Source organism: Microbacterium sp. Y-01, from assembly GCF_003856715.1.
Classification (GTDB): domain Bacteria; phylum Actinomycetota; class Actinomycetes; order Actinomycetales; family Microbacteriaceae; genus Microbacterium; species Microbacterium algeriense.
This window is the reverse complement of the sequence record NZ_CP024170.1, coordinates 815,143-826,662: the sequence shown is the minus strand read 5'-3', so window position 1 is coordinate 826,662 and position 11,520 is coordinate 815,143. Positions and strand designations below refer to the sequence as shown.

Annotated in this window: 13 protein-coding genes; 7 read left to right on the top strand and 6 right to left on the bottom strand. The window is 69.5% G+C overall.

Annotation, left to right across the window (positions count from 1 at the left end; translation table 11 throughout):
- Window positions 1-29: 29 nt before the first annotated feature.
- From CSX12_RS03835 to CSX12_RS03825, 3 genes are read right to left on the bottom strand one after another with little or no spacing between them, the layout of a single operon-like run.
- The gene (locus CSX12_RS03835; RefSeq protein ID WP_124894910.1) at window positions 30-818 is read right to left on the bottom strand and encodes a cytochrome c biogenesis protein CcdA; all 789 of its coding nucleotides are present in this window, start codon (window positions 816-818) and stop codon (window positions 30-32) included.
- 16 nt (window positions 819-834) lie between these two features.
- Complete coding sequence (locus CSX12_RS03830) at window positions 835-1,485, bottom strand: TlpA disulfide reductase family protein (RefSeq protein WP_124894909.1); 651 nt, start codon at window positions 1,483-1,485, stop codon at window positions 835-837.
- Window positions 1,486-1,540: 55 nt separating this feature from the next.
- On the bottom strand, window positions 1,541-1,945 hold the full coding sequence (locus CSX12_RS03825) for a MerR family transcriptional regulator (protein ID WP_124894908.1): 405 nt from the start codon (window positions 1,943-1,945) through the stop codon (window positions 1,541-1,543).
- Window positions 1,946-2,001: 56 nt separating this feature from the next.
- Here CSX12_RS03825 and CSX12_RS03820 point away from each other — a divergent pair, with 56 nt between their 5' ends.
- Window positions 2,002-2,892, top strand: coding sequence for an NAD(P)/FAD-dependent oxidoreductase (locus CSX12_RS03820; protein WP_124894907.1), 891 nt, complete (start codon window positions 2,002-2,004; stop codon window positions 2,890-2,892).
- Window positions 2,893-2,923: 31 nt separating this feature from the next.
- Here the strand turns inward: CSX12_RS03820 and CSX12_RS03815 are convergent, their stop codons facing one another.
- Together CSX12_RS03815 and CSX12_RS03810 are read right to left on the bottom strand one after the other, a co-directional pair.
- Complete coding sequence (locus CSX12_RS03815; RefSeq protein ID WP_124894906.1) at window positions 2,924-3,553, bottom strand: histidine phosphatase family protein; 630 nt, start codon at window positions 3,551-3,553, stop codon at window positions 2,924-2,926.
- A gap of 1 nt (window position 3,554) precedes the next feature.
- Complete coding sequence (locus CSX12_RS03810) at window positions 3,555-3,929, bottom strand: DUF5684 domain-containing protein (protein WP_017203765.1); 375 nt, start codon at window positions 3,927-3,929, stop codon at window positions 3,555-3,557.
- 114 nt (window positions 3,930-4,043) lie between these two features.
- Between CSX12_RS03810 and aspS the strand changes: the two genes are divergently transcribed.
- Window positions 4,044-5,825: an aspartate--tRNA ligase gene (aspS, locus tag CSX12_RS03805; protein ID WP_017203766.1), complete on the top strand. Its 1,782-nt coding sequence runs from the start codon at window positions 4,044-4,046 to the stop codon at window positions 5,823-5,825.
- 117 nt (window positions 5,826-5,942) lie between these two features.
- Here the strand turns inward: aspS and CSX12_RS03800 are convergent, their stop codons facing one another.
- Window positions 5,943-6,761: a TSUP family transporter gene (locus CSX12_RS03800; protein WP_017203767.1), complete on the bottom strand. Its 819-nt coding sequence runs from the start codon at window positions 6,759-6,761 to the stop codon at window positions 5,943-5,945.
- 66 nt (window positions 6,762-6,827) lie between these two features.
- Between CSX12_RS03800 and CSX12_RS03795 the strand changes: the two genes are divergently transcribed.
- The 5 genes from CSX12_RS03795 (at window position 6,828) to CSX12_RS03775 (ending at window position 11,432) form a co-directional block, all read left to right on the top strand.
- Window positions 6,828-7,343, top strand: coding sequence for a GNAT family N-acetyltransferase (locus CSX12_RS03795; RefSeq protein ID WP_124894905.1), 516 nt, complete (start codon window positions 6,828-6,830; stop codon window positions 7,341-7,343).
- A gap of 135 nt (window positions 7,344-7,478) precedes the next feature.
- Window positions 7,479-8,618 (top strand): ABC transporter substrate-binding protein, encoded by a 1,140-nt coding sequence (locus CSX12_RS03790; protein ID WP_017203769.1) that lies wholly within the window; start codon window positions 7,479-7,481, stop codon window positions 8,616-8,618.
- Complete coding sequence (locus CSX12_RS03785; RefSeq protein ID WP_164479531.1) at window positions 8,615-9,553, top strand: ABC transporter permease; 939 nt, start codon at window positions 8,615-8,617, stop codon at window positions 9,551-9,553. The genes CSX12_RS03790 and CSX12_RS03785 overlap by 4 nt, the downstream gene beginning before the upstream one ends.
- Window positions 9,550-10,344: an ABC transporter permease subunit gene (locus CSX12_RS03780; protein WP_124894903.1), complete on the top strand. Its 795-nt coding sequence runs from the start codon at window positions 9,550-9,552 to the stop codon at window positions 10,342-10,344. Before CSX12_RS03785 ends, CSX12_RS03780 begins: the two co-directional genes overlap by 4 nt.
- On the top strand, window positions 10,341-11,432 hold the full coding sequence (locus tag CSX12_RS03775) for an ABC transporter ATP-binding protein (protein ID WP_017204633.1): 1,092 nt from the start codon (window positions 10,341-10,343) through the stop codon (window positions 11,430-11,432). Before CSX12_RS03780 ends, CSX12_RS03775 begins: the two co-directional genes overlap by 4 nt.
- Window positions 11,433-11,520: the final 88 nt, after the last annotated feature.

Here is an 11,520-nt window from a genome sequence, read left to right as displayed (position 1 = left end):
TCTCAGTGCGGGTGTTCTTCTCGGGACGATCAGAGCGGGAGGATGACACTGCCGATCACCGCCGTCAGCCGGGACATGATGTCGGTCCAGAGACCGGTGACCATCAACACCCCGAGCAGGATCAGCATCACGCCGCCGACGATGTTGACCACGCGGATGTGGCGGCGGAGGAAGCCGATCGCCTTGGTGGCCCAGCCGAAGCCGAGCGCGACGAGCAGGAACGGGATGCCGAGTCCAAGCGAGTACGCCAGGCCCAGGAAACCCGCGCGGACCGGGTCGCCCGCGTTGAACGAGAGCGCGAGGATCGCGGCGAGCGTCGGCCCCATGCACGGTGCCCAGCCGATGCCGAGCGCGACGCCGAGGAGGGGGGCTCCGATGATGCCGGCCTTCGAATCGACGTGGAAGCGGAGCTCCTTCTGCGCGAAGCCGAAGAGTCCGAGGAACACCAGTCCCATCGCGATGATGACGACGCCGAGGATGCGGGTGATCAGGTCGCCCCACTGCAGCAGGAACACGCCGACGGTTCCGCCGAGCACGGTGTAGAGGATGAAGACGATGGTGAAGCCGAGGATGAACAGCAGCACGCCGAGCACGAGCCGGCCGCGGGTCGTGGGCTGCACGGTCGAGGTCGCCTGGCCCTGTCCGCCGGCTGCGGCCGAGGAGGTCGATCGTGGCGCGACGGCGCCGCCGAGGAAGCCGAGGTAGCCGGGCACGAGCGGCAGCACGCACGGGGAGAGGAACGAGACGAGTCCCGCGAGCATCGCGACCGGGATCGCGATCCAGAGGGCCCCGGAGCCGATGATCGCTTCGGGGTTCACAGCACTCCCCTGGTGCTCACGAGTCCTCCGCGAGCGCGTCCTTGACGAGCGTGGAGAGGATGGACGTGCCGTCGATCGGGCCGATGATGCGTGCCGCGACGCGACCCTGCTTGTCGAGCACGAGGGTGGTCGGCGTCGCCGCGATCGGGGTCGCCTTCGCGAAGGCGAGCTTCGCCTCGGCGGTGTCCACGTCGATCAGGCTCGGGTAGGTGACGCCGTACTCCTCGGAGAACGCGGTGGCGGTGTCGGCCTGGTCGCGCGTGTTGATGCCGATGAACGACACGTCGTCGTCGCTGTACTCCTGCCACACGGCCTCGAGGTCGGCGGCTTCGAGGCGGCACGGCGCGCAACCGGCGTACCAGAAGTTCACGACGGCCACCTGTCCCGCGATGTCGGCGCTGTCGAACTTCTCGCCGTCCTCGGTGACGCCGCCGAAGGCGACGGGCTCGCCGCGCTCGGCGACGGGGATCTCGACGATCGCGCCGTCGGCCGCCACGTAGCCGGTGTTCTCGCCGTTCAGGAACGACTCGCTGACCGGATCGGGAGCGCAGGCGCTCAAGCCGATGGCGAGCACCGCAGCGAGCGCGGCACCGACCGCACGGCGCGAGGGCCGGATGCGGGAGGGGCGGCCGCTGCGGATCGGACGAACCGTCGAGTCGAGTGGCACGACTCCGAGTTTACGCAGAGGATCCTATGCACGAGCCGGGTACCCCCGGGGGGATTCAGAAGCGGGCGAGCACGTCGTCCACCCCGGCCCGGAAGCGGGGACACGTGGCGATGTCGTGCGCCCGGCACCCCATCGCGTGCTCGGTCATGGCGCGTGAGAGGCGCATCTCCTCCATCCGCCGATCGATGTCGTCCATGTGCTGCTGCAGAACCTGGTGCCGACCCGCGCTGCCGTCGTCGAGCAGCACCGCGATCTGCTCGAGGCTCATCCCCGCCGCCTTGCTCCGCTGGATCACGGCGATGCGCACGATCTCGTCCTCGCCGTAGCGGCGTCGTCCTGCCGGGTCGCGCGGCGGGCGCAGCAGGCCTACCGACTCCCAGTGCCGCAGCACGTTGGTCGGCAGGTCGAACCGCTCGGCGACCTCGCCGACGGACCACGGATGATCAGCACTTGACTTCATGTTGACATGAACTCACAGACTGGCCTCGAAGGCAACACCCACCCGAAAGGACCACCATGTACGACGCGATCGTGATCGGCGCAGGACCGGCAGGACTCCAGGCCGCGCTGACCCTCGGACGGATGCATCGCTCGACGCTGCTGCTCGACTCCGGCGAGTACCGCAACGGGACCGTCCTGCACATGCACAACATGATCGGCGAGGACGGCACCCCGCCGGCGGAGTTCCGGGCGACCGGTCGGAGCGAGCTCGCCGCCTACGACGACGTGGAGGTCCGGGATGCCCGCGTCGACCGTGTCGAAGCGCGCGAGGACGCGTTCGGCGTGCACCTCGCCGACGGGTCCGAGGTCGACGGCCGCCGCGTGATCCTCGCCACCGGCGTCGCCGACGACCTGCCCGCGCTCCCGGGGCTGCAGCAGCTCTGGGGCGCGGCGGCGTTCAGCTGCCCCTTCTGCGACGGGCACGAGCATGCGGGGAAGCCGATCGCGATCCTGGGCGCCGCACCCCGTGCCGAGCACCTGATCGGACTGCTGGGACGCATCGTGGGCGAGATCACGGTCTTCCCCGTCGACACCGCGTTCTCCGAGGAGGAGCAGCGTGCCCTCGAGGCGCGGGGCGCGCGGGTGGTCGACGCTCCGGCCACCGCCGTCGACGCGCACCCGGACGGCGTCCGCGTCCGCACGGATCAGGAGGAACTCGTCGTCGCCGGGGTCTTCGTGGCGTCGGGAACGATGAGGCAGCGCGCCCCTTTCGCCGAGCAGCTCGGTCTGCGGATGCTCGAGTCGGGCTCGGTCGAGATCGACGACTTCGGTCGCACCTCTGTCCCCGGGGTCTTCGCCGCCGGCGACCTCGCCCACCGCGCGAGCCTCCCCGGGCCGATGGCATCCGTGCTGCTCTCGGCCGCCGCCGGTCAGCTCGCGGCGGTCGGCGTCATCCAGTCGCTCTGACCGTCGTCGGGGTCACCTGGCCGAGAGCGGGTCAGACCGCCCCGACGTCGACCGCACCACCGGTCGCGGCGGGCTCCGCGTAGGCGACCTCGCGCCAGACGTCGCCGACGCGCTCGAAGGAGGTCACGCTCGACAGGGCGCAGCGTCGGGTCCGCGGGTCGTGTCGCAGCGGCAGGCCGGCGACCCGGAGGTGTGTGATCCAGATCGGCGCCTGGTGCGACACCATCACCACGTCTCCGTCCGGTGCGGCATCCCAGGCCTCGTCCATGACGCTCAGCATCCGCTCCGCGATGGACGAGTACGGCTCGCCCCAGCTCGGCAGGGACGGCTGCCGCAGGTGCCACCAGTTGAAGGGGTTCAGCAGGGAGCGTCGCATCTGCGTGCCCTCGAACACGTTGGTCGGCTCGATCAGGCGGATGTCGATCTCCGGCACCAGATCGAAGCCTTCGGCGAACGGCTCCGCGGACTCCTGCGCCCGCTCCAGCGGCGACGAGTACAGCGCCGTCACCGGACGCCCGCCCGACGCGACGTGCGTCGCGGCGGCCGCGGCCATCTCCCGACCTGCGGCGCTCAGGTGGTAGTCGGGCAGCCGCCCGTAGAGCACGCGGGCGGGATTGTGCACCTCACCGTGCCGGACCAGATGCAGGCGCGAAGCCGTCATGTCACGCCCTGCGGTAGCGGGACTCGCCGAACCCGAGGATCAGATAGCCGATGTACGGGAAGACGAACAGCAGGAAGAACGAGAACAGCCCGCCCTTGCCGAAGCGCTCCCCCAGCTTCACCGCGACGATGATGCCGAAGATGAAGCCCACGATCGGGATCAGGTACAGCAGCGCGAGCCACCCGGACATGCCAGCGATCTTGACGAGGAAGACCACGTTCACGATCGGGATGATCGCGAGGATGCCGGGGTATCCGGCCTTGGTGAAGACCTTCCAGAGACCGATGACGACGAGGACGTAGAAGACGAGGGCGATCAGACCCGTCGTACCGGAGAAGATCGCGGCGAAGAGGTCGGAGATGCCGTTGGAGTCCATGATGGGCCTTTCTGTCCTGGCGATCTTACTGAGAGCCGGCACGGGCGGAGGAGGCGACGCGCTCCCCCGTAGAATGGGCGGGTTCCCCATTTCCCAGATCAGAAGGAATACTCCGTGCTTCGCACCCACTCGGCAGGCTCTCTGCGAGCCGAGCACATCGGTCAGACCGTCACCCTCGCGGGGTGGGTCGATCGCCGTCGTGACCACGGAGGAGTCGCCTTCATCGATCTGCGGGACGCCTCCGGCATCGCCCAGGTCGTCATCCGCGACGAGGAGATCGCGCACCCGCTGCGCAACGAGTTCGTCCTGAAGGTGACCGGCGAGGTCTCGCAGCGCCCCGAGGGCAACGCGAACCCGAACCTGCCCACCGGCGAGATCGAGCTCATCGCGACCGAGGTCGAGGTGCTGAACGAATCCGCTCCGCTCCCCTTCCAGGTCTCCACGGCCCTCGCCGACACCGAGACGGTGGGAGAGGAGGCACGCCTCAAGTACCGCTACCTCGACCTGCGCCGCCCGGCCCCGGCTTCCGCCCTGCGTCTGCGCTCGAACGTCTACAAGGCGATCCGCGACGTGCTGCACGCCGACGACTTCACCGAGGTCGAGACGCCCACCCTCACCCGCTCCACGCCCGAGGGCGCCCGTGACTTCCTGGTGCCCGCTCGCCTGAGCCCCGGCAGCTGGTACGCGCTGCCCCAGTCCCCGCAGCTGTTCAAGCAGCTGCTCATGGTGGGCGGCGTCGAGAAGTACTTCCAGATCGCCCGCTGCTACCGCGACGAGGACTTCCGCGCCGACCGTCAGCCCGAGTTCACCCAGCTCGACATCGAGATGAGCTTCGTCGACCAGGAGGACGTGATCGCCCTCATGGAGTCGCTCATCGTCGCGATGTGGGCGACGATCGGTGTCGAGGTGCAGACCCCGCTGCCGCGCATGACCTACGCCGAGGCGATGGCCAAGTACGGCTCGGACAAGCCCGACCTGCGCTTCGGCCTCGAGCTCGTCGACGCGACCGAGTACTTCAAGGACACCCCGTTCCGGGTCTTCCAGGCCGAGTACGTCGGCGCCGTGCGCATGCCCGGCGGCGCCTCGCAGCCCCGCAAGCAGCTCGACGCGTGGCAGGACTGGGCCAAGCAGCGCGGTGCACGTGGCCTCGCCTACGTCCTGTTCAACGAGGACGGCACGCTGGGCGGCCCCGCCGCCAAGAACCTGTCCGAGGCCGAGCAGGCCGGGCTCGCCGAGCTCGTCGGTGCAGAGCCGGGCGACTGCGTGTTCTTCGCGGCAGGCGCGACCAAGGAGAGCCGCGCGCTGCTCGGTGCCGCCCGCGTCGAGATCGGCCGTCGCCTGGGCTATCTGAACCCCGACGAGTTCGCCTTCACCTGGGTCGTGGACGCCCCGATGTTCGAGCCGGCCGCCGACGCGGTGGCCTCCGGCGACGTGGCAGTGGGCGCCGGTGCCTGGACGGCCGTGCACCACGCGTTCACCGGCCCGAAGCCCGAGTTCGAGGACACGTTCGACACCGACCCCGGATCGGCCCTCGCCTACGCGTACGACATCGTGTGCAACGGCTCGGAGCTCGGCGGCGGCTCGATCCGCATCCACCGCGAGGACATCCAGAAGCGCGTGTTCGAGGTCATGGGCATCAGCGACGAGCAGGCCGACGAGCAGTTCGGCTTCCTGCTCGACGCGTTCAAGTTCGGCGCACCGCCCCACGGTGGGATCGCGCTCGGCATGGACCGCGTGCTGCAGCACCTGACCAAGACCGAGTCGATCCGCGAGGTCATCGCGTTCCCGAAGTCCGGCAACGGCTTCGACCCGCTCACCTCCGCTCCCGCTCCGATCACTCCGGAGCAGCGCGCCGAGGCCGGCGTCGACTACGAGCCCGACGACGACGAGGCCTGAGCCGCCGAGACCCCGTCGTGCCGCCGAGACCCCGGGACACTGCCGCTGGCAGCCCGGGGTCTCGTCGCGTATCCGGGGTCTCGGCAAAAGAGGGAAGAGGGAGAAGGAAAAGGGGGGCTACGCGAATGCGGGGACGATGTTCTCGTTCCAGACGTCGACGCCCAGCTTCGCGATCAGAGCGACCACCACCACCAGGAACACCACGCGGATGAAGGTGGTCCCGCGCGAGATGGCCATCCGCGAACCGAGGTAGCTGCCCGCGACGTTCGCGACCGCGAGGATGCCGCCCAGCAGCCACAGCACCGAGCCGTGCGGGATGAACAGCATCAGGGCTCCGGCGTTCGTGGCGAGGTTGACGATCTTCGCCTTGGCGCTCGCCTGCAGGAAGTCGTAGCCGAGCAGCGCCACCAGCGTGATCACGAGGAACGTGCCCGTGCCGGGGCCGATCATCCCGTCGTAGAAACCGATCCCCAGACCGGCGGCGCCCGCCATGATGTGGTGCTTGTGTCCGTGGAAGCGCAGCTGCGTGGCCGCGCCCATCTGCGGTCGGAACGCGGTGAACAGGGCCACGGCGAGCAGCGCGATCACGATGATGGGTTTGAATGCGGCGGGAGGCAGCACGGTCGCGACGGCCGCTCCCCCGAAGGATCCGATCAAGGCGATGATCGCCATCGGCAGCGCCGTGCGGAGGTCGGGCTTCGCGCGTCGGTAGTAGGTGACGCTGCTGGTTGCCGTGCCGAAGACGGAGGCGAGCTTGTTCGTGGCGAGCGCCTGTACCGGCGCGATGCCCGGGATGAGCAGCAGCGCCGGCAGCTGCAGCAGCCCTCCTCCCCCCACGACCGCATCGATCCAGCCCGCGCAGAAGGCCGCCACCACGACGAGCAGCAGGATCCCCCAGGTGAGCTGCTCCAGTCCGAGCACGGCGCCGATATCCACCTCGCCATGATTCCAGAGCCGCAGGGCTGCACTCGAATCCGCCCCCCGCGCTGGCAGACTGGGGCCATGCTCGATGCCCTGCCCCTGCCCCACACGATCGATTCGCGCGCCGGCACCGCACTCCTGCGACGGGCGACAGTTGAGGACACGGATGCGGTGATCGCGTTGCTGGCGGATGATCCGATCAGTGCGGCCCGTGGCGATGTGGCCTCGGCCGAGGACCGGCCGGCGTATGCGCAGGGCCTCCTCGAGATCCTGGCCGAACCCTCGAACGACCTGCTGGTGGTCGAACTCGACGGCGCGGTGGTCGGCACGCTGCAGCTCACCTCCATCCCCGGGATGGCGCGTCGCGGCGCACGGCGGCTGCTGGTCGAGGCGGTGCGCGTGCAGAGCAGTCTGCGTTCCTCGGGCATCGGATCCGCCGTGATGCGCTGGGTCGGAGATGTCGCCGCCCCCGCGGTCGGCGCGTCGATGGTGCAGCTCACCTCCGACGCCGCCCGCACCGACGCCCACCGCTTCTACGAGCGCCTCGGCTACGTGGGCTCGCACCGCGGCTTCAAGTACACCGTGCCGCAGGACTGAGCACCGCCGCACCCGAGCGTCCACCCCCTCGCCACCGTCCGTTCACCGGACCCGCGACGGGCGGCAACCTGCGCCTCATAGTGTCCTCTCGCAACCCGACACCGGCTCACAGCGCCGGACACCGAGAGGACACTCATGGCTCGCTTCACCCGCCGCGCGCGCATCGGCGCCGGTATCGCCCTGGCCACCACGGCCGCACTCGCACTCACGGCCTGCTCCGGAGCGGCCGACGCCTCGGGCTCCGGCGACTCCGACGTGGACGCCGCGGCGGCGACCTCGGTCGCCGACTTCGGCACGTTCGCCGACCTCGAGGCCGCCGCCAAGGCCGAGGGATCGCTCAACGTCATCGCCCTTCCCCGCGACTGGGCGAACTACGGCGAGATCCTTGACCTGTTCGCCGAGAAGTACCCCGAGATCACGATCAACGAAGCCTCGCCGGACGTGTCCAGCGCCGAGGAGATCCAGGCCGCCGAGACGAACAAGGGACTCGACACCGCCCCGGACGTGTTCGATCTCGGTCTGACGGTCGCCCTCCAGAACACCGACACCTTCGCCCCCTACAAGGTGGAGACGTGGGACGACATCCCCGACGAGTTGAAGGAGCCGACCGGTCTCTTCGTCGGCGACTACGGCGGATACATGTCGATCGGCTACGACTCCTCGAAGTTCGATGCTCCCGCCGAGCTGTCCGACCTGCTCTCGGCCGACTACAAGGGCGCCGTCGCGATCAACGGCGACCCGACCCAGGCCGGTGCCGCGTTCGCCGCGGTGGGCCTCGCGACCGTGCAGTCCGACGGAACGCTGGACGATTTCCAGCCGGGCATCGACTTCTTCTCCGAGCTGCAGAAGGCCGGCAACCTGCTCAAGGTCGACGTGACCACCGCGACCATCGCGAGCGGCGAGACGCCCGTCGTGTTCGACTGGGACTACCTGAACGCCTCGCACACGGCTGACAACAAGGACTGGAAGGTCGTCGTCTTCGACGGCACCGGTTACGCCGGGTACTACAACCAGGCCATCAACGCCGACGCCCCGCACCCGGCCGCTGCTCGCCTGTGGCAGGAGTTCCTCTACAGCGACGAGGTGCAGAACCTGTGGCTGAAGGGCGGCGCCCGTCCGGTGCGCATGGAGGCGATGACCGAGGCGGGCACGATCGACGCCGACCTCGCCGCTGCGCTCCCTGAGGCTCCGGAGGAGACCGTGGTCCCGACCGAGGAGCAGTCGACGAACGCCGGCACGCTGCTCGGCGAGAAGTGGGCCGCGGCGGTCCAGTGACCACCCTCACCGCACCGGGGGCGGATGCCACGGCATCCGCCCCCGCCACGGCCGCCGGGCCCTCGCCACGCGCGAGGGCCCGGCGGCCCGCTCCGTCCCTCGCCTGGCTCGGCCTCGTCCCCTTCGCCGCCTACGTCGTGCTGTTCCTCGCGGTGCCGACGATCCTCGCGATCGGCTCGGGCTTCTTCACCAAGGACGGCTCGTTCACCTGGACGAACGTGGCGGCGCTCGCCGATCCGGTCGTGCTGAACACCTTCGCCAACTCCGCCGGCCTGTCACTGCTCACCGCCGTGGTCGGGGCGCTCGTCGGCGCGCTCGTCTGCTACGCGCTGCTCGGCATGGACCCCGAAGGCCGGACCCGCTCGGCGGTGGATGCCGCCGCCGGTGTGCTCGCGCAGTTCGGCGGCGTCATGCTCGCCTTCGCCTTCATCGCGACCATCGGCATCCAGGGCGTCGTCACCGTGTTCCTGAAGGACACGTTCGGCGTGAACATCTTCGAGAACGGCACCTGGCTCTACGAGCTGCCCGGCCTCGTGCTCCCCTACTTCTACTTCCAGATCCCCCTCATGGTCATCACCTTCATGCCCGCCCTCGCCGCTCTCAAGCCGCAGTGGGCCGAGGCGAACCTCACGCTCGGCGGCACCCGCACGAGCTTCTGGCTGCGCATCGGCATCCCCGTGCTCGCGCCCTCGTTCCTCGCCAGCCTGCTGCTGCTGTTCGCGAACGCGTTCTCGTCGTATGCCACCGCCGCCGCTCTCGCCAGCCAGGGTGCCCAGATCGTGCCGCTGCAGATCCGCACGGCGCTCACGAGCGAGACGGTGCTCGGCCGGGAGAACCTCGCCGGCGCCCTGGCGCTCGGCATGATCGTGATCGTCGGCGTCGTGATGGCCCTGTACTCCCTCGTGCAGCGACGTGCGGCGAGGTGGCAGTCGTGAACCGGCTCGCGCCCTCCCGCACGACCAGGTGGATCATCGGCGTGCTCGTGGGCGCGTTCTTCGCGGTGCCCCTGGTGTCCACGTTCCTGTTCACCCTGCGCGACCCCGCCGGCGGACTGTCCTTCGCACGCTGGATCGCGTTGTTCGATCCGGCGGCCGCAGCCACCCTCAAGCCGATCTGGACCGGTCTCGGCAACTCGCTGGTGCTGGCCGTGGTGACGGTCGCCATCGTGCTGCTGCTGCTCGCCCCGACCATGATCCTCGTCAACCTGCGCTTCCCGAACCTCAAGCCCGCTTTCGAGTTCGCGGTGCTGCTGCCGATCTCGATCCCGGCGATCGTCCTCGTGGTGGGCCTCGCACCGATCTATCTGCAGATCGGTCGCACGCTGGGCACCGGCACGTGGACACTCGCCTTCGCCTACGGCATCACCGTGCTGCCGTTCGCGTTCCGGTCCATCCAGGCGTCGATCGACGCGGCCGACCTCCGGACGCTCTCCGAGGCAGCGCGGTCGCTCGGCGCGAGCTGGCCGACCGTGGTGCTGAAGGTGCTCGCCCCGAACCTGCGTCAGGGTCTGCTCGCGGCGTCGCTGATCTCCATCGCCGTGGTGCTCGGAGAGTTCACGATCGCCTCGCTCCTGAACCGCCAGGTGTTCCAGACGGCCATGGTCGTCGTGAACAAACAGGACCCCTACGCGCCGGCCATCTTCACTCTGCTCGCGCTGGTGTTCGTCTTCCTCCTGCTCCTCGTCATCGGCCGCGTCGCCCGCGGCTCCGGAAAGGCCCGCCCATGACCCTCGACCACGCGCTGCCGCGCACCAAGGACAACCTGCTGCTCGCTCAGGCGGGCGAAGGCACCCGTGTCGAGCTGCAGGGCATCGTCAAGAGCTACGCCGGCAATCGGGTGCTGCACGGGGTCGACCTCGACATCGCGCCCGGTGAGTTCGTCTCCCTCCTGGGGCCTTCGGGCTGCGGCAAGACCACGTTGCTGCGCGTGCTCGCCGGCCTCGAAGGCGCGGACGAGGGCGCCGTGCTCCTGGGCGGCGGCGATGTGTCTCGTGTGCCGACGAACAAGCGCGACATCGGCATGGTCTTCCAGTCGTATTCGCTCTTCCCGCACCTGCGGGTCGCCGAGAACACCGCATTCGGTCTACGGCGACGCGGCGTCGGCAAGGCGGAGGCCTCGCGGCGCGCGGTCGACGCTCTGGCGCTGGTCGGGCTGGCCGACTTCGCCGATCGGTTCCCGCACCAGCTCTCCGGAGGGCAGCAGCAGCGTGTGGCACTCGCACGAGCGCTGGTCACCGAACCCAAGGTGCTGCTGCTCGACGAACCGCTCTCGGCGCTCGATGCGAAGGTGCGCGTGCAGCTGCGCGATGAGATCCGCCGCATCCAGCTGAGGCTCGGCATCACGACCGTGTTCGTCACGCACGACCAGGAGGAGGCGCTGGCCGTCTCGGATCGGATCGCGGTGATGAACGCCGGTCGCATCGAGCAGATTGGGTCCCCGGAACAGCTGTACACGAAGCCGTCGACAGCCGGAGTGGCTGCATTCGTGGGTCTGTCGAGCGTCGTGTCGGGCGTCGCCGAGGGCGATCACGTCATGGTGTGGGGACAGCGGCTTCCGCTGCAGTCTCCCGCCGACGGTCCCGTCGACGTGTACCTGCGTCCGGAGAACGTCTACTTCGCGTCCGAGGCCGACGCCGCCGCCGATGCGCTGGTCGAGGAGAGCACCTTCCTCGGAAGCATGCGTCGCACCCTCGTCCGCACGGAGTCGGGAGAGCTCGTCCGCGTGCAGCACGCCCCCGGCATCCACCCGTCCTTCGGCGACCGGGTCCGCATCGCGATCGCTCCCGAGCCCGTCGCCGTGCATCCGCGCGGCTGAGTCGAGACCCCCGCGCGGCTGAGTCGAGACCCCGGGTTCACGTCGAGACCCCCGGCTGCAGACGTCTGCAGCCGGGGGTCTCGACGAA

Bases quoted from the DNA above. Each gene is read 5' to 3' on its own strand.
- CSX12_RS03825 (WP_124894908.1), bottom strand. From the start codon at position 1,945: ATGAAGTCAAGTGCTGATCATCCGTGGTCCGTCGGCGAGGTCGCCGAG.
- CSX12_RS03820 (WP_124894907.1), top strand. From the start codon at position 2,002: ATGTACGACGCGATCGTGATCGGCGCAGGACCGGCAGGACTCCAGGCC.
- CSX12_RS03815 (WP_124894906.1), bottom strand. From the start codon at position 3,553: ATGACGGCTTCGCGCCTGCATCTGGTCCGGCACGGTGAGGTGCACAAT.
- CSX12_RS03810 (WP_017203765.1), bottom strand. From the start codon at position 3,929: ATGGACTCCAACGGCATCTCCGACCTCTTCGCCGCGATCTTCTCCGGT.
- CSX12_RS03795 (WP_124894905.1), top strand. From the start codon at position 6,828: ATGCTCGATGCCCTGCCCCTGCCCCACACGATCGATTCGCGCGCCGGC.
- CSX12_RS03790 (WP_017203769.1), top strand. From the start codon at position 7,479: ATGGCTCGCTTCACCCGCCGCGCGCGCATCGGCGCCGGTATCGCCCTG.
- CSX12_RS03775 (WP_017204633.1), top strand. From the start codon at position 10,341: ATGACCCTCGACCACGCGCTGCCGCGCACCAAGGACAACCTGCTGCTC.